This is a genomic window from Caballeronia sp. Lep1P3, from assembly GCF_022879595.1.
GTDB lineage: Bacteria > Pseudomonadota > Gammaproteobacteria > Burkholderiales > Burkholderiaceae > Caballeronia.
Genome location: NZ_CP084266.1, coordinates 894,663 through 911,862, shown reverse-complemented (window position 1 = coordinate 911,862; position 17,200 = coordinate 894,663). Strand labels below are relative to the sequence as shown.

16 protein-coding genes and 1 pseudogene are annotated in these 17,200 nt (G+C 63.7%); 7 read left to right on the top strand and 10 right to left on the bottom strand.

The features are described 5' to 3' along the window. Window positions 1-217: 217 nt before the first annotated feature. Complete coding sequence (locus LDZ27_RS18735) at window positions 218-628, bottom strand: cupin domain-containing protein (RefSeq protein WP_244816379.1); 411 nt, start codon at window positions 626-628, stop codon at window positions 218-220. Window positions 629-737: 109 nt separating this feature from the next. Between LDZ27_RS18735 and LDZ27_RS18730 the strand changes: the two genes are divergently transcribed. After that, window positions 738-1,652 carry a LysR family transcriptional regulator gene (locus tag LDZ27_RS18730; protein ID WP_244816378.1) on the top strand — a complete coding sequence of 305 codons (915 nt, stop codon included), beginning with the start codon at window positions 738-740 and terminating at the stop codon, window positions 1,650-1,652. A gap of 137 nt (window positions 1,653-1,789) precedes the next feature. Here LDZ27_RS18730 and LDZ27_RS18725 read toward each other — a convergent pair. Next, window positions 1,790-2,825, bottom strand: a pseudogene (locus tag LDZ27_RS18725) (methyltransferase). A gap of 461 nt (window positions 2,826-3,286) precedes the next feature. Here LDZ27_RS18725 and LDZ27_RS18720 point away from each other — a divergent pair. Both LDZ27_RS18720 and LDZ27_RS18715 read left to right on the top strand, forming a co-directional pair. Then, window positions 3,287-3,679, top strand: coding sequence for a low affinity iron permease family protein (locus tag LDZ27_RS18720; protein ID WP_244816377.1), 393 nt, complete (start codon window positions 3,287-3,289; stop codon window positions 3,677-3,679). Window positions 3,680-3,718: 39 nt separating this feature from the next. Beyond that, window positions 3,719-3,865, top strand: a complete 147-nt coding sequence (locus LDZ27_RS18715) for a hypothetical protein (protein WP_244816376.1) — start codon at window positions 3,719-3,721, stop codon at window positions 3,863-3,865. 149 nt (window positions 3,866-4,014) lie between these two features. On the opposite strand, the gene LDZ27_RS18710 is transcribed toward LDZ27_RS18715, so the two are convergent. Further along, entirely contained in the window at window positions 4,015-5,388 is a 1,374-nt protein-coding gene (locus LDZ27_RS18710; protein WP_244816375.1) for a 3-deoxy-D-arabino-heptulosonate 7-phosphate synthase, read from the bottom strand. A 136-nt stretch (window positions 5,389-5,524) separates the two neighbouring features. Then, window positions 5,525-7,057 carry a DHA2 family efflux MFS transporter permease subunit gene (locus LDZ27_RS18705; RefSeq protein ID WP_244816374.1) on the bottom strand — a complete coding sequence of 511 codons (1,533 nt, stop codon included), beginning with the start codon at window positions 7,055-7,057 and terminating at the stop codon, window positions 5,525-5,527. Window positions 7,058-7,142: 85 nt separating this feature from the next. Between LDZ27_RS18705 and LDZ27_RS18700 the strand changes: the two genes are divergently transcribed. Next, window positions 7,143-7,586 (top strand): MarR family winged helix-turn-helix transcriptional regulator, encoded by a 444-nt coding sequence (locus LDZ27_RS18700; protein ID WP_244816373.1) that lies wholly within the window; start codon window positions 7,143-7,145, stop codon window positions 7,584-7,586. 727 nt (window positions 7,587-8,313) lie between these two features. Here the strand turns inward: LDZ27_RS18700 and LDZ27_RS18695 are convergent. The 3 genes from LDZ27_RS18695 to LDZ27_RS18685 form a co-directional block, all read right to left on the bottom strand. Further along, the gene (locus LDZ27_RS18695; RefSeq protein WP_244816372.1) at window positions 8,314-9,615 is read right to left on the bottom strand and encodes an SUMF1/EgtB/PvdO family nonheme iron enzyme; all 1,302 of its coding nucleotides are present in this window, start codon (window positions 9,613-9,615) and stop codon (window positions 8,314-8,316) included. Between the two features lie 165 nt (window positions 9,616-9,780). After that, window positions 9,781-10,503: a helix-turn-helix domain-containing protein gene (locus LDZ27_RS18690; RefSeq protein WP_244816371.1), complete on the bottom strand. Its 723-nt coding sequence runs from the start codon at window positions 10,501-10,503 to the stop codon at window positions 9,781-9,783. Window positions 10,504-10,606: 103 nt separating this feature from the next. Beyond that, window positions 10,607-11,080, bottom strand: a complete 474-nt coding sequence (locus tag LDZ27_RS18685; RefSeq protein WP_244816370.1) for a universal stress protein — start codon at window positions 11,078-11,080, stop codon at window positions 10,607-10,609. A gap of 227 nt (window positions 11,081-11,307) precedes the next feature. On the opposite strand from LDZ27_RS18685, the gene LDZ27_RS18680 reads away from it, so the two are divergent. The 3 genes from LDZ27_RS18680 (at window position 11,308) to LDZ27_RS18670 (ending at window position 15,494) form a co-directional block, all read left to right on the top strand. Beyond that, entirely contained in the window at window positions 11,308-12,825 is a 1,518-nt protein-coding gene (locus LDZ27_RS18680) for an MFS transporter (RefSeq protein ID WP_244817256.1), read from the top strand. A gap of 121 nt (window positions 12,826-12,946) precedes the next feature. Then, window positions 12,947-14,524, top strand: a complete 1,578-nt coding sequence (locus tag LDZ27_RS18675) for an aldehyde dehydrogenase (NADP(+)) (RefSeq protein ID WP_244816369.1) — start codon at window positions 12,947-12,949, stop codon at window positions 14,522-14,524. A gap of 28 nt (window positions 14,525-14,552) precedes the next feature. Next, window positions 14,553-15,494 (top strand): SMP-30/gluconolactonase/LRE family protein, encoded by a 942-nt coding sequence (locus LDZ27_RS18670; RefSeq protein WP_244816368.1) that lies wholly within the window; start codon window positions 14,553-14,555, stop codon window positions 15,492-15,494. A 3-nt stretch (window positions 15,495-15,497) separates the two neighbouring features. Here the strand turns inward: LDZ27_RS18670 and LDZ27_RS18665 are convergent, their stop codons facing one another. The 3 genes from LDZ27_RS18665 to LDZ27_RS18655 all read right to left on the bottom strand — a co-directional run bounded on the left by LDZ27_RS18665 (window position 15,498) and on the right by LDZ27_RS18655 (window position 17,159). Further along, entirely contained in the window at window positions 15,498-15,923 is a 426-nt protein-coding gene (locus LDZ27_RS18665) for a GNAT family N-acetyltransferase (RefSeq protein ID WP_244816367.1), read from the bottom strand. 52 nt (window positions 15,924-15,975) lie between these two features. After that, complete coding sequence (locus LDZ27_RS18660; RefSeq protein ID WP_244816366.1) at window positions 15,976-16,575, bottom strand: short chain dehydrogenase; 600 nt, start codon at window positions 16,573-16,575, stop codon at window positions 15,976-15,978. 98 nt (window positions 16,576-16,673) lie between these two features. Further along, complete coding sequence (locus LDZ27_RS18655; RefSeq protein ID WP_244816365.1) at window positions 16,674-17,159, bottom strand: hypothetical protein; 486 nt, start codon at window positions 17,157-17,159, stop codon at window positions 16,674-16,676. Window positions 17,160-17,200 lie beyond the last annotated feature (41 nt).

Below are 17,200 nucleotides of genomic sequence, written 5' to 3'. Positions count from 1 at the left end.
GGTCTTCCGAGATGGCGCAACGCCCAGTTTGTGCCCGCATAGACGGCGCTCCGGGACTTATCTTGTGACCGGCGACGGAGGAAACGTTGATGATTGACCGGTTCAATCTCGGCAGAGCGAGTTAGTCGTGACGATCCATACGGGCTCGCTTTCGATGCCTGCCGCCGACGCTACCAACGACGCAGACAGCAACAACGCGGCGGCAATGTCTAACTCATCACTTCTGCACGCTGCCACCGTGATACTGCTCGTCCGTGACTTTCTCCAGCCACTCGACGTTCTTACCGTCAAGCGATTCCTGAATGGCGATGTGCGTCATTGCAGTTGTCGATGTCGCGCCATGCCAGTGTTTGTGACCCGGCGGGCACCAGATCACATCGCCCGCGCGGATCTCGACGCGCGCCTCGCCTTCACACTGCGTCCACCCGCATCCCGCCGTGACGAGTAGCGTCTGACCGAGCGGATGCGTATGCCACGCAGTGCGCGCTCCCGGCTCAAAAGTCACGGCGGCGCACGACACGCGCGCGGGTGGCGGGGGCGCGTTGAGCGGGTCGATCCGAACCGTACCGGTGAACCATTCCTCAGGGCCTTTCATCGACGGCTGCGAGCCTGCGCGTTTCAGTTCCATTTCATCCTCTTCGTTAAGAACAGCGTTATCCAACTGTGCTTAATGTAATCATGAGTAGATCCGGTGACTAGATGGCAAAATCGGAATGCCCTTATGCTCTGGAGCATTAATGAAGGAAGACTTTAATGACCTTGTCGCGTTCATCACCGTTGCGCGGGAGAGCAGCTTCACACGCGCGGCCGCGCAACTGGGCGTATCCCAGTCCGCGCTGAGCAGGACCGTCGCAGGCCTCGAGAGACGCATCGGCTTGCAACTGCTGATGCGAACGACTCGTAGCGTCTCGCTGACCGAGGCGGGGCAACGACTTCTATCTGCCATCAGACCACGCTTCGAGGAAATCGAGGCCGAAGTAGACGCGTTGCGCGGATCGACGGATCGGCCGAGTGGCACCGTTCGCATCACCACCACGGATTACGCAGCCAACACGTATGTTTGGCCACGACTACAGCCTTTATTGCGCCAATATCCCGAAGTCAAAATCGAGTTGCTGAATGACTACGGTTTAGCCGATATCGTGGCCGACCGGTTCGACATCGGCGTGCGGCTCGGCGACCAGGTGGCGAAGGACATGGTCGCAGTGCGCATCGCGCCGGACATGACGATGTCGATTGTCGGTTCGCTGGGCTACCTGCGGTCCAGGCCTCCCGCGAGGACGCCGCGGGACCTCATAATGCATAACTGCATCAATCTCCGATTGCCGACACGAGAATCGTTGCTTCCGTGGGAATTACGCAAGGGGCGGCGAGAACTGCAGGTGCGGGTCGAAGGGCAACTTACGTTCAACAGCGTTTATCAGATGGTCGAAGCGGCGCTTGGCGGCCTCGGCCTCGCGTATGTGCCGAGGGATCTGGTTGAGGAGCGCGTTCACGCCGGAAAGCTGGCATGGGTACTCGAAGACTGGTGTCCGACGTTTGTTGGACATCACATTTACTACCCGAGTCGGCGGAAAGCATCGCGGGCTGTTGAGCTAGTGGTTGAGGCACTGAAGGCGGGCCATCAGCGTGGGCAGAGTAGGAATGCGTAGTTCCGCAATAAGGTGCTCGGCGTATCCGCAGGCTAGAAATGGCGAGGAAACCATTAGGACCACAAAGATCGACATAAAGCGATCAATTGCTCAGCAGCCTCTTTGCCTGACGGGTGCTTCGAGCGCCGGCCACGCAGTCACTTGAAACCGATGACCATTGAATCCGGTCCGGCTAGTGGCTCGACACGCACCGCTTTGAATCCTGTTTCCTCCATCCATTGCCGGCATTGCGCGCCCGTGTAGTCGAAGCCACCTGGCGTTTCGATGAGCATGTTCAGGCTCATCAACAAGCCGAAAGCGTTCTTCCGACGTTCGTCGTCGATCACCGCGTCGTACACGATGAGCGCGCCACCCGACGGTAACGCGGCGTAGCACTTGCCGAGCAATTCGAGCTTTTGCGGCAACGCCCAATCGTGCAGGAATGTGTCCCATGACCAGCACATCGGCCGACGGACATTCGTCCTTGAAGAAGTCGCCCGGATAGAAGCGCAGCCGCTCTGTGAGGCCGTGGTCGGCGACATACTCGTCGAAGATCGGCCCGACGGCCGGCAAGTCGAAACCGCCGCCTGTCAGATGCGCATGCGCGAGGGCAACCTGCACTGGCAAGGCGCCCTGAGCTGCACCGATGTCTATGAACGTGCCGTAATCGGCCCAGGGAAATTGCTGTGCGATTGCGCGCGCGGCGCCAAGGCTGACGCCCGTCATTCCCTGCAGGAAGCCCCGCAATGACGCTTCGTCGCGGTAAATCGCGTCAAAAGGATTCCCTCCGCGCTTTGCCTCGTTTTGCGGGCGTCCTGTGACCAGTGCTTCGGTTAGCGAGCCCCAGAACGGATAAAGTCGTGCATTCGCCATCTCCAGCAGACCGCCAACGTAGCTCGGCTTGCCCTTATCGAGAAAGAGGCTGGTCTCGGGCGTATTTTCATAACCCGATCCTTTGCGGTCCAGCAACTGAAGCGCGACAAGGGCATCCAGGAAGTCGTGCGCCGAACGCGCATGCAGGCCGAGTGCACCGATCAGGTCGCATGCTTCGCGCGGACCGTTGGCCAGTTCGGTAAACACACCGAGTTCGACTGCGGAAAGCAGCGTCTTCGACGCCCAGAAGGCCATGCCAGTCTGGAGTAGCCGTTCGGGAGACGGGAAATGAGTGACTTCGGACGCTGGGGCGCTCTCCATATCGCATCCTTCGTTTGATATGCATGAAGTTAAGGGCCGCTTAGTCACGCTGGAAGTCCGAAGCTAACTGTAGGCGGTGCGTCGCGAGCGTTCAAGCCGGATATGTGCGCCGCCGCGCATCCGTAGGGAACGGCGATAGTTTCACGCGGCGAAATGTGCGACGAAACGAAACTAGCCACGCTATCCGCACGCGGGTGACAGAACTTGGTCATCGCTGACTCCGCCGGTTGATGCGACTTCGTCGACACATAGCGATGCAGACCGCCGTCCTCGTCAATCCTTGACGCGTTCATGCGGCTGCGCTATATCGGAGGCACATCACAACGTGAGTTGAGCGCGGCCACCGTGTGATTCCTTTCCTTGATACGTTGCGGAAAGCGAAGCGGGGAGACGCCGGCATCAGCTGGGAATTGTGGTCTAAGAGACGCTAGCAGCAGAACGCGATAACGGAGCCATGAGCCATGAAGACTTCCTGGTTTCTTAAGTTCTCGAACGGCTTGGCGCGCCTCGCGGGCCGTGCATCGACTTTTGTCATTGCTGTCGGTCTGGTGCTCGTCTGGGGCATCTCCGGCCCGCTGTTTCACTTCAGCGACACGTGGCAGCTCGTCATCAATACTTCGACGACCATCGTCACTTTCCTCATGGTGTTTCTGATCCAGAACACGCAAAACCGTGACACCGCGGCAATGCAGATCAAGCTGGACGAGATCATCCGCGCCATGGACACGGCGCATAACGCTTTGCTCGATCTCGAAGAACTCGATCAGAAGGAGTTGAGTGAGTTTCGCAAGCATTACGAAGCGCTCGCACAAGAAGCACGCGATGATCTGCGTTCGGCAAACAGAAACGTATGACTGCTCTAATGTACTTCTTTGGGTGGGCCACGGGCGTCGTTGGAAACGCCGCGCATCGTCGGGATGGTGCTGCTGAAGGAGACGCGGATGTCGGCCCACGTCGACGTCATCATGTCGGCGGAAGCCGATGTGCAGGGAATCCGCTATGCGCGAAGGGGCTGGGGAGGATTCGCATCGTCGGCATGAATCCAGCGATAGGCAACGCGGTCTATCACGCGACAGGACGGCGGGTGCGCGAGTTGCCGATCTGCATCGAGGACCCCTTGCAATACCGTTCAACTAGCGGCAAGGCCTGCTTCGGTACGCGTGCGCAAGAGCACACGAAACACTCACGTCTACGACGTTTTGATCGCGGCTAAGAGGTCGTCGATATGAACCGTCAGTTCCCGCACCTGTTGCAGCATCGGGTATTGATCAAGCACGATGCTCCATCGCGGTGATTCGAGCAGGTCGCGCCATACCGGTTCAAGCGTGGCTGCATCCGGACGTCCGGCTTCCATCATGGTGCTGGCGTAGGCCAGGCTGGCCGGCGCGAGTAGAAGATGCATTCTGTTGGCTGCATTGAGGAGTCGCGGAGCCGCATCGGCGGATGCATCACAGCAATAGAGCACTGCATCGGCAAGACGGTTTGTTTCGCTGGACAGTGCGCTCAACGACGCGCCGGAGATGCGCACCGCGCTTTCTCGAGTCGGAAACACATAGACCGTGCTTTCATCCGCTGCCGCGAGCAAGCGCAAACCGCGTAAGAGCCGGGGAAAATCAGTCGAGGCTGCATGCACGGACGCCTTGGCTTCGAGCAGAAGGGCAATATCCCAGACGGATGTTTCGTCGGCGGCCGCGGCATGTTGTAAGAGGACGACGTCCCATTCCGTCTTGGCGTGCTCGTGACTCGAAGGAAGCGATGCCGGTACGCGCAACGACGTGACGACGCGGTAGGTCATCGGTGGGTCTTCGCGCTCGAGTCGCTCGGCCAGCGCCCGAAGCGCACCCGCGGCCAGCGCTTCGATTTCATCGCCGCGCTGCTTGGAAGCGATGCCCTGCTCGGCGGCGGCTGCGCTCCCGGAAACGGGCCCTTGTTGCTCCCACAGCGATCGATAGCGGCGGACGAGTTGGTCGGCTTCAAGCGCTTGCAGACGTTGCAATCGCGTCAGCGGTTCACTGTCAAGGAGTCGCTGAATGCGCTGTCTGACGGGCGCTTCGCCATCGGATGCCGACGCTTCCAGCAGACGCCGCGCACCGTCTTCGAACTCTATCCAGGACGATGACATCGCCGACGCATACAGCCGAGTTAGCGCTTCACGTAGTGTTCCGGCGGCCATGCGCTGCAAGCGCGCCGGATGCGCAATCGTGTTGAAGGCGGCATGGATCAAACGTCGATCACGTTCCGCATGAGAGGACAAGGCTGCATATTCGCGCACCGTCGCTTCGCGGTAGCGAAGAATGGCGGCCTGATAAACGGCCTCTCCAGTTTGCGGATGCACCACAGCCTCTATAAGCCGCGCGAGGGACTCACAGAAATCGTGATTCAACGTGGCGTTCAGCGCAGCGCGCGCCGCCGTCGCGACGCGAACTCGTTCGATCGCGATAGCGACTGCTGTGTCGGGACTGAGTTTCTGACGATCGGCTGAATCGACGTCGAGTTCGGGCAACCGGTAGCGACGCGTGAGGGCGCTCAGTGTCTGTTCGAGAAGGGAAGGCAATCGTGGCATGGTGTTAAGCACCGTACAGCGATGAAGTCATGACCGACGACCGTCTTCAGTAAAGCAAAGACAGTTGCCGCGATCAAGGCAGCGGCGGCTGAAATACGCCTTGCAACGATCCAAATGGACTTTCCGCGCCGCTCGCTTAATCCATCGCCGCATGCGCCAGCGATTTATCCGCTGCACGGCGCGACGGCCGAATGAGCAGAATCAGCGGCATGACGAGCAGCGTCGCGACGAACATCAACTTGAAGTCGTCCAGGTAAGCGATCATCGCCGCCTGCTGCGTGACGGTCTCATTCAACAGCGCTATTTCCCGCATCGACCCGGTGGCGAGAATCGACTGCATCGCTGGATTGAAAGCAGTGATATGCGCGGCAAGGTCCGCGTGCGCGACCTGCGTGTTTCGCGTCATCAACGTCTGCACGATGGAAATGCCGATGCTGCTGCCAATGTTGCGCATCAGGCTGTACGTTGCCGTTCCGTCTGCGCGCAGCGCGGCGTTGAGCGTCGAGAACGTCAGCGCGGACAGCGGCACGAACACGAAGCCCAGCCCGAATCCCTGAACCACGCCCGGCCAGACGATGTCCGATGGCGACAGCACGATCGTGTAATGCATCATCTGCCAGAGCGCGAAGGCCGAGATGAGAAAGCCTGCGAGCAATAACAGCCGCGCATCGATACGCTTGAGCAAGCGGCCGGCAATCAGCATCGCGATCATCGTTCCAGCACCGCTCGGCGCGGTGACGAGGCCCGTCGTCGCGACAGGATAGTTCATCAGGTTCTGCAACATCGGCGGCAAGAGCGCGCGCGTTGCGTACATCACGGCGCCGATCACGAAGATGAAGCATGTTCCCGTCGCGAAGTTGCGGTCCCTTAGGAGCTCGTATTTGAAGAACGAGCGCGCGCCAGCGGTAGCCGTATGCGCGATGAAAAACACGAAGCTCAATGCCGCGATGATCGCCTCGATGCGGATCTCCATCGAGCCGAACCGGTCGAGCTGCTCGCCGCGATCGAGCATCGCCTGGAATGCGCCGATGGCGAGGCCGAGCGTCGCGAAGCCAAAGGCATCGAAGGTGACAGCGCGGCGCGCTGCCTGCGTCGGCAAGAACGTCAGCACGCCGAACAGAGCGAACGCGCCGATCGGCACATTGATGAAAAAGACCCAGCGCCAGTTGTAGCTGTCGGTAAGCCAGCCGCCGAGCGTCGGGCCGAGGATCGGGCCGACCATCACGCCCATGCCCCAGACGGCCATGGCCTGCCCTTGTTTTTCGGGCGGATTGATGTCCAGCAGAATGGATTGTGAGAGCGGCACCAGCGCCGCGCCGAAAATGCCCTGCAACAGCCGGGACGCGACGATCTGCGTCAGCGACTCGGACAGACCGCACAGCGCCGACGCCACCGTGAAGCCGGCGATAGCCATGCACAGGAGCCGCTTCACGCTTAGCTGATCCGCCAGCCATCCGGTGAGCGGCGTGGCAATGGCCGCCGCGACGATGTACGACGTGAGCACCCATGTGATCTCGTCCTGCGATGCCGACAGCGCGCCCTGCATGTGCGGCAGCGCCACGTTGGCGATGGTGCTGTCGAGCGTCTGGATCAGCGTCGCGAGCATGATCGAGACCGTCAGCATGGTGCGGTTCAGCGGCGCGCTTTGCGTCGATGTGTGTGATGACATGGGATGCGTCACGGTTCGCGGCGTGCATAGATAGTAAGCCAGCTTATCATAATGCGAGTTCGACGGACTTCCTTATAATTGCCCGATGAGCACTCAACTCGATAAACGCTTCGGCTTCCTGGTCGCAGATGTGGACCGCTTGTGCGGCAACCGCTTCGACGCGCTCGCGAAGTCGTCGCTCGATCTCACGCGTGCGCAATGCCGCGTGCTCGCGTATCTGTCGCATTACGGCGAGGTCAATCAGGCGCGGCTTGCGGGTTTGCTCGAAGTCGCGCCGATTTCCGCAGGGCGGCTGCTCGACCGGATGGAAGAGAGCGGCTGGATCAAGCGTCACGACGATCCGGATGATCGACGCGCAAGACAGGTCCGCATGACTGCCAAGGCCGAGAAAGCGCTCGACCGTGCGCGGCGCGTCGGCGACAAAGTCACCGCCGAGGCGCTTGTGGGACTGAGCAAGCAGGAAAGTGAGCAGCTGATCGCGCTGTTGCAGCGCGTGCGAGGCAATCTGAGCCGCATTGTCGATCGGTGATGGACGGGCGACGCGCTTGGTCTTCTGTGCAGCCTGCAGGAAGCCACTGCACAATCTCGTCTCCGGGCGACTAAGTTTCTATCAGTGGCATGAGTGGCCGAATCTGTCTACGCGACAATGCGCACCGAGTGTCGTCAGTCGCCGTATCGAGATGCCGTGGAAGCGTTTGCTTGCCGCGATGATCTTCATGCTCCCGGCGATCTCCGACGGAATACGGGGTTCAAGCATAAGCAGGGTTTCATTTCCCTATGCCGCGCTCCCGATATGACACGCTCGCTCATTCTCGGCTCATTGAGTGCGCATAATCTTGCAGCCAAGTAACGTTCCGGAAGACTCGGCGTGGCTGATTTTTTATTTCTGTTCCTGTTCCTAACCGCGCTCTGCGGCTGCGTCGCCACTCGGGTGTTAGCCAAGCGCCAATTCCGCGCGCAGAGAAACCGAAGTCGCGACCGCATGCGTCGCGGCGCCGAGTTTGCATACATGGAAGGGGTGATCGACGCGCAGTCACACTGCGCGGACCTCCGTGCGTTTGGTACACGTATGGACGCATGGTGGGCGGCAACCACGCTCCACGAAGACTGGAGCGACGAAGCGGCGGTGCCGAAGCCTCAGCCAGTAATTGCCGAAACACAAAGCATCAGAGACCGACGACGAACAATCCGGCCCCGCGCGACGCGCAGTACCGGCTCGACAATCCGCGGAGCGGATCACGCTTCGCAGTTGTCACTCACTCCACGCACCGAAACCCCGCATACACATACTGATAATGCCCCTGAAACCAGTTGCGAAAGCTCGGCCGCAACATGCACGCCGCCGTGCGCGGTGAGCCGCCCTTCATGACGAAGTGCTTGCCGTCGAAGAAATTCGCCGAATAGCCGAGATAGAACGGAAACGGCTCGAAGCCGTCGAGCGGACCGAAGGTCGTCGAAGTCCATTCCCAGCCGTTGCCAAACTGGCCTTCGACGCCGAACGCACTCCGATTCTCCGGATGCGCCTGCACGGGCGTCGGGTCCCAGCGTCGAAAATCGAAGTTGCCTTCCGCGACGTGCGGCGCGCCGATGGCCGCGCGCTGCCATTGCGCCTCCGTCGGCAGCCGCTTGCCGGCCCAGCGCGCGTAGGCCCTGGCCTCGGCATAGCTCACGTAGACCGGCCAGTCGAGCGGAAGCGCGATCTCCTCGAACATCGTGCGCAGCTTCCAGCCGGCGTCGGGGCTGTCGGCTTCGTCGCCGGGAATCCAGAACGCGGGATGCGCAATGCGCTGCTGCTCCTTCCACGCCCAGTCGTCGTCGCTCCAGTAGCGGCGGTTCCAGTAACCGCCCGCATCGATGAAGCGCAGGTAATCGCCGTTCGTCACCATGTAACGGTCGATGCCGAATGCCGGCACGTCTACTTCGATTTCGCCGAACTCGTTGTCCCAGCCGAAGCGTCCGCTTTCGCGCGACAACCCCAGCGTCGCGGTGCCGGCGGGCACGCGCACCGTTTCGTGCACGAGCGCGCGGGCGGAGGTGCGCTCCGAGGCGGCGTCGGCGGGTGCAATTTTTCTATCGACCGGCAATTGATGCAGCATGTACGCGAGCGTTTCCGCGTGCATCAACCGGTGTTCGATCGCCACTTCGAGCAGTTTCGCGGGCGTTTCATCGGTGCTCACCGGCTGCGCGACGAGCCGGATCGGGTCGAGGCGCGCGTCGATGTCCGCGCGCGCTTTCGCCTTGTAAGCCGCCACTTCGTCGAGCGACGGCCAGTCGGCCGGCTGATCCGCCGGCAAGCCGCCGTCCACCGGATCGATGCCGAACGCGAAAAGCTGGTCGTTGGCAGGGTTGGGGCTCGGAAGATGGAATAGGCGCTGATCGAACAGATTGCGGTCGAAGGCTTCCAGATGCCCGATGTAAAACACGATGCGATGCCGCTCGGCAATCGGCCGGTCATACAGATGCTCGCGCCTGACGATGTCGAAAAGCTCGTCGGTGACGCGGCGTGCTTCGGCGAGGCGGTCGAGCAGCGGATGACGCAGGGAAGGTTCGCGATTCATTTCGCTCAGTCTCCGTGGCAGGTCAAATGCCGTGCAAGGCACGAGCAATAAAGCAACCGAAAAGACTAATGCCTAGCGAGGCGCGTGCCAACCGCTTTATCGGCGGCCTTCTTTTAGAGGGAGGGAACCGGCGCGCGCGCGCCGGCATCGTTTGAAGGGGAAATGTCAGATTTCGCGCAGGCGGTCGAAATCGCGGATACGGATCGATTTGCCCTGCGCTTCGATCAGCCCGAGCTTGTCGAAGCGCGAGAGCGTGCGGCTCACCGTTTCGAGCGTCATGCCGAGATAGCTGCCGATGTCGTCGCGCGTCATTCGCATCGTGAATTCGGCGGCGGCATAACCGCGCCGGGCGAGCCGCGCTGATATGTCCAGCAACAGGCGCGCGACGCGTTCGTCCGCGCGCAACATGCCGAGCCGCACGACATGATCCGCCTCGCGATTGATGGCCTGCCCGAGCATGCGGTGCATGCGCCGCTGCAGGGCGTCCGTCTCGCGGCACACGCGCTCGAAGAGGGCGTAGGGAACGACGCAGACCGAACTGTCTTCGAGCGCGATGGCGTCGCACGTATGCCGGCCTTCGCCGATGCCGTCGAGACCGAGCGCGTCGCCCGCGAGCAACAGGCCGACGACGCGTTCGCGCCCGCCGTCGCGGCTGCCGTCATGCGTGACGACGGTTTTGAGCGAGCCGGAGCGCACCGCGTACAGCGAGTCGAAGGCGTCGCCGGTGCGAAAGAGCGCGTCGCCCCGGCGGATCTTGCGCGTGACCGAGATGATGTGTTCGAGCTTGGAGACGTCCTTCGCGCAGAGGCCTTCGGGCATGCAGAGGTGGCGCATGGCGCAGCTCGAACAGTGCGCTGCCGGGCGTCGGGTGCGAGTCGAATCGGACATGGCGGGCTTCGTTTTTGATAAATGACAAAACGATTGTCCCATAGCAGGCGTTCGCGTCCCCGCGAAAAAATGCCGCGCCTGCCATGCTTGCCAGCCGTTCGCATCATGCGGTATTCGCGGCGTCAGGAGTCGCTGCCGCCGATGGGATCAGCAGCACCGGCAAGTTGGCCTGACGCAGGCAACGCTCCGCCACGCTGCCGAGAATCAGCCTTTGCACGCCCTTGCGCCCGTGCGTGCCCATGACGAGCAGGTCGGCATTGAATCTGCTGGCGGCGGAGATGATGAGCGTGGCGACATCGTCGCTCGCAGTGGCGTCGGCGGTCACGACTTCGCCCGCAACGCCGCGCGCCTTCATCGCGTCGGCGGCTTCGCGCGCGAGCGAACTGCCTTGCTCCGCAAGCCGCGTTTGCAGCGCCGAGGGATCGTAGCCGGGCACGTCGAGAAACATCGGACCGTGTTCGACGACGTAATAAGGCTGAAGGACGGACCGATGCGTGACCGCGAGATCGAGCGCGGCCTGAAACGCGCGCTGCGAAGTGCGGCTGCCGTCGATGGCGACGATGATGCGATTGAACATGGCGTGCTTTCTCCTCGACCGTTGGCGGGATGCCGATGCCGTTGCAGCATATCGCTGCGAAGCGTCCCGCGACCCGGCCATTTTTGCGATGAGTCGATTCGCCGCAAGCGACACCGTACAATTCAGTCTCCACCGACTAAGCGCCCGCTTAACACAGCCGCATGACCGACGCCCGCACCACCGACGCCCAGCCGCACGCGCTTGCGTTCAGAACCGCCCTCTACGCGATGCTCGGCATCGGGCTCGTCAACATGCTGGTCGCGCTGGATCAGACGGTCGTGAGCACGGCGCTGCCGTCGATCGTCGCGGAACTGCACGGCTTCGAGTATTACGCGTGGATCGCGAGCGCCTATCTGCTCGCGTCGGTCGTCACCGTGCCGGTGTTCGGACGGCTCGGCGACTATTTCGGCCGCAAGCGCTTCGTGATCGCGGCGGTCATCACGTTCACGGTCGCCTCCGTGCTTTGCGGACTCGCGCCGACCATGCTGTTCCTTGCGCTCGGGCGCGGGCTGCAGGGCGTCGGCGGCGGCATGATGGTCGGCACCGCGTTCGCGGCGATCCCCGATTTGTTTCCCGATCCGCGCACGCGCGTGCGCTGGCAAGTCGTGCTGGCGGCCGCCTACGGCATCGGCACGGCGGCGGGCCCGTCGCTCGGCGGATGGATGAGCCAGCACTGGGGCTGGCGCTCGACCTTTCTCATCAATCTGCCGGTCGGCGCGGCGGCGCTGTACTTCATCTGGTCGCATCTGCCGAATCTGCACCGGCCGCGCGAAGGCAGCGTGAAAATCGACTGGCTCGGCGCGGTGCTCGTCGCGCTCGTCCTCGGCGGGTTTCAGGCGCTGATCGAGTCGGTGCCGAAGACCGGCTTGTCGGGCGGCAACATCGCGCTCGGCTGCGCGGTGGCGGCGGGCGCGGCGGCGCTTCTCGTCTGCGAGCGGCGCGCGACGCACCCGATCATTCCGCTCGACATCTTCCGCGATCCGCACCTCGTCACGCTCTTCACGCTGTCGTTTCTCGCGGGCTTCGTGATGTTCTCGCTGATCTTCTTCGCGCCGCTGCTGCTGCAAGGCGGCTTCGGCCTCTCGCCGCAGGACGCGGGCCTTCTCGCGACGCCGATCGCCGCGTGCATCGCGATCGGCAGCTTCGTCAATACGCGCATCGTGATTCATCTTCGCAAGCCGACGATGATCCTGACGATCGGCTTCTCGCTGCTCTTCGTCGCCTCGTTCGCGCTGGCGTTCGCGCGCGCATCGACGCGGCATCTGTGGATCGAGTTGCCGATGGCGGCGGTCGGCGTCGGACTCGGCTTCGTACTGAACAACATGAACGTGTTCGGGCAGGAGATCGCGGGGCGGGAGCGCTTCGGCATCACGACGGCGCTGCTGCAATCCACGCGCATGGTCGGCGGGATGCTGGGCACGAGCATCGTCGGGACGATCGTCGCGCATCATTACGCGAGCGTCGTCACGCGCACGATCAGCGTGCTCGGCGCGAACGCGTCGGCGCAATGGCAGCCGCGCTTCGCAGACCCGCGTATTCTCGTCGACGAGGCGTTGCGCGACACGCTGCTGCGCGATTTGCGCGCCGCCGGGCTGGATGCGCCCGCGCTCTTAGACGCCGCCCGCGACGCGCTCGTGCAGTCGGTGCATATCGGCGTGATGTTGACGGGCGTGGCCGCGCTCGTCGCGGCGCTGCTCGTGCGGCGGATCGGCCACATCACGTTCCGGAAAGTGGGAAAGGCCTGAGCGCGTCGAACAATACGCGCCTGACGGGGGCGGCATGCGCAATGCGTCCTCCGCATCCCACACCCTCTGCCGACCGCCCGAGGCAACGCGCGCGCGGCGGCACTCAGCACGGAGACATCACATGAAGATCACCGGAGAAATGCTGATTGGCGCAACGGCCGTGCGAGGCGCCGACGCGACGCTGCGCGCATTCGATCCCGCGCGCAACGTCGAAATGGAGCCGGTATTCGGCGGCGGCGGCGCGGCGGAAGTCGCGCGCGCCTGCGAACTCGCCGACGCCGCGTTCGATCCGTTCCGGCACGCGCCGCTCGAAACGCGGGCGCAATTTCTGGAGGCGATCGCGGACAACATCGTCGGACTCGGGGATGCGCTGATCGAGCGCGCGCAGGCGGAATCCGCGCTCGCGAAGGCGCGGCTCGAAGGCGAGCGCGCCCGCACGGTCGCGCAGTTGCGCCTGTTCGCGTCGCTCGTGCGCGAAGGCCGCTGGCTTACCGCGACGCTCGATTCCGCGCAGCCGGAGCGCAAGCCGGTTCCGCGCCCCGATCTTCGCTTGCAGAAGATTCCCGTCGGTCCCGTCGCGGTGTTCGGCGCGAGCAACTTTCCGCTCGCGTTTTCGGTCGCTGGCGGCGATACGGCGGCGGCGTTCGCGGCCGGCTGCCCGGTGGTCGTGAAGTCGCATCTGGCGCATCTCGGAACGTCCGAACTCGTCGGGCGCGCGGTGCAGAAGGCCGTCGCCGACACGGGCTTGCCGGAAGGCGTGTTTTCGCTCGTCGTCGGCGCCGGCAATGCGATCGGCGAGGCGCTCGTCGCGCATCCGGCAATCAAGGCGGTCGGCTTCACCGGATCGCGGCGCGGCGGACTCGCGCTCGCGGAAATCGCGGCGAAGCGCGCCGAGCCGATTCCCGTTTTCGCCGAAATGAGCAGCGTGAACCCGGTGTTCGCGCTGCCGGGCGCGCTCGCGACGGGCGGCGAGGCGCTCGCGTCGGGCTTCATCGATTCGGTGGCGCTCGGCGTCGGGCAGTTCTGCACGAACCCGGGCATCGTGTTCGCGCTCGCGGACGCGAAGCTGGACGCTTTCGTCGATCACGCGTCGGCGGCGCTCGAAAAGAAGGACGCGCAGACGATGCTGACTCCGCAAATCGCCGCCGCTTACGACGACGGCATTCGGCAGCGCGACGGCTCGGGCGCGGAGCGCATCGCGACCGGCAAGAAGACGGAGGCGGCGAGCGCGGCGTTGCCGGCGCTGTATCGCGTGAGCGCGGAGCAGTTTCTCGCGACGCCGCAACTCGCGGACGAGATTTTCGGGCCGACCTCGGTGATCGTCGCGTGCGAGGACGAGGACCAGATGATCGCGGTCGCGCGGCGGCTCGAAGGCCAGCTCACCGCGACGCTTCTCATGGACAACGACGACATCGAACTTGCGCGGCGTCTCTTGCCGGTGCTCGAACGCAAGGTCGGGCGGATTCTCGCGAACGGCTTTCCGACGGGCGTCGAGGTGTCGTATGCGATGGTCCACGGCGGCCCGTTCCCGGCGACCTCCGATGGCCGCTCGACCTCGGTCGGCGCGATGGCCATCGAGCGGTTTCTCCGGCCGGTGTGCTATCAGGACTTGCCGGCGGCGCTCTTGCCCGAGGCGCTCGCGGACGAAAATCCGCTCAATCTCTGGCGCCTGCGCGACGGCGAACTAGGCCCGAACTGACCGCCGCTTCTTTCTACGAGGACATACGATGACGACTCCCTCCGACCGCCGCTATCCCGACCCCGCCGTCCGCGTGCTCGATCCGCGCTTCAATGCGCTGCGCATCGCGTCCGCATCGGTGGAGTGTCTCTATCAGGGCGCGCGCTGGTCGGAAGGGCCGGTGTGGTTCGGCGATAGCCGCTACGTGCTATGGAGCGACATCCCGAACAACCGCATCCTGCGCTGGGACGAGGAGAGCGGGCAGGTCGGCGTGTTCCGCAAGCCGTCGAACAACGCGAACGGCAACACGCGCGACCGCGAAGGCCGGCTCGTGACGTGCGAGCATCTGACGCGGCGCGTGACGCGCACCGAATACGACGGCTCGATCACCGTGATCGCGGATCGCTACGACGGCAAGCCGCTCAATTCGCCGAACGATGTCGTCGTGAAGTCGGATGGATCGATCTGGTTCAGCGATCCGACCTTCGGCATCGACGGCTTCTACGAAGGCGAGCGGCAGGCGCCGGAACAGAAGCCGTGCGTGTATCGCGTCGACGCGCAGAGCGGCGAAACAACGGTGATGATCGACGATTTCATCGGCCCGAACGGGCTGGCGTTTTCGCCGGACGAATCGGTGCTGTATGTCGTCGAATCGCGTTCGACGCCGCGCAAGATCTACGCGTTCGACGTGCAGGACGGCGGCCGCGCGCTCGGCAACCGGCGCGTGGTCATCGACGCCGGTCCGGGCACGCCGGATGGCTTTCGCGTCGATGTGCACGGCAATCTGTGGTGCGGCTGGGGCATGGGCGAGCCGGAACTCGACGGCGTGCGCGTCTTCACGCCGGAGGGCGAGGCGATCGGGCACATCGATCTGCCGGAGCGGTGCGCGAACGTGTGCTTCGGCGGACGGCATCGCAACCGGCTGTTCATGGCGGCGAGCCACGGACTCTATTCGCTGTACGTGAATACGCAGGGCGCGAGGGGCGGTTGAGCCTCAGGGCGCGCCGGTCTTCTCCATGATCCGCTCGGGATGCGCGGGCGCATGAAAGCCGAAGCGCGCGTAAAGCCCGTGCGCGTCGGATGTGACGAGCATCATGCGGCGCAGCCCTTGCAGGTCGGGATGCGCCAGCACGCACTGCATCATCCAGGTGCCGAGGCCCGCGCCCTGATGCTCCGGCAGCACGAAGACATCCGCGAGATAGGCGAAGGTCGCGGCATCCGTGATCATGCGCGCGTAGCCGATCTGCCGCTCGTGCAGAAAGAGGCCGAACGCGAGCGAGCCGCGCGCCGCGCGCTCCACTTTTTCGCGCGCGATGCCCGGCGAACAGTACGCCACTTCGCTCAAATACCGGTGCACGACTTGGAAATCGAAGGTATCGATGTCCGTGCTCACGCGGTACGCCTCCCGGGTCCATTGCATCGCGCCGCTCCACGCTTCTTGGTTCGAAGCGCCGAGCATACGCGATGCGCGGTCAGTGCACTTTGTACACGCGCCCCGTTTCCGCGCCCTCGACGCTGCGGCTATACGCAAGCGCCACGCGCGCGCCGCTTGCCGCCTCGAAGCCGCGAAAATACGGCCCGAAGCTCTCGCGCGCTTCTTCGAGCATCGTCGGACTGACGGCGTTGATGCGCAGCCCGCGCGGCAGTTCGATGGCCGCGCCGCGCACGAAGCCTTCGATGGCGCCGTTCACGGCCGCCGCGCTCGCGCCTTGCCGGATCGGTTCCGCGCCGACGATGCCGCTCGTCAGCGTGAAGGAGCCGCCATCGTTCAGATGATCGCGCGCGGTCAGCACGAGATTGACCTGTCCCATGAGTTTGTCGTCGAGTCCGAGGCGGAATTGCTCGGGCGTCATCGCGACAAGCTCGCCGAAGTGCACATGGCCCGCCGTGGCGACGATCGCATCGACGCGGCCAATGCTTTCGAACAGGCGTGCGATGCTGGCGGGATCGAGCAGATCGACGCGATGCGCGCCGCGCGTCGCACCGATTTCGATGACTTCGTGACGGGGTTTCAGTTCGGCGCAGACGGCCCGGCCGACCGTGCCGGTCGCGCCGATGACAGCGATTTTCATGAGCGGCCTCGCAAGCGTTGCATTGAGATGCGACTGAAACTGGCGGCAACGCATTGTGCCCGCGCGGCGGTGCAAACGAAAGTCGCGGCGTTCCCGAGTCAGCGCGCTTGGCGGCGGGGCATCGGCGAAAGAAGATAGAGCGACGCCGCGAGCCGGCACGCGAGCGCGAGACCCGACACGGCGGCGGCTGCCGGAAAGACGTGCCATTGTAGCGCGAGCGTCGGCGCGACGAGCAGGACGGTCGCGAAGCCGAGCACCACGGTCAGCCAGCGCGCCCACTGCAGCCGGGACGCGACGCACAGATACAGCAGGCCGACCAGCACGCGCGACACGATGGACGCCGCAATCGGATGGCTCGCGGCATCGCCGGGAAAGCCCATCGCGAGCGCCAGCGCGAGTTCCGCCCACGACAGCGCATAGGCCGCGCCGAGGCAGGCGAGCGCGGTTCTAAAGCGTTGTTCGGACGCCGCGCGCGCGGCGGCGGGGCGCGGTTCGTCGATCGAGGCGATTCCCGTAGCTGCGGCGATTGCGTTGGCCTCGCCGGTTTGTTCGCTATAGGCGCCGTAGGTGTGGCTCGTGGTCATGGCCTTCCCCTTTTCTCTGTTGTCGGTCCTTCGTCTGACTT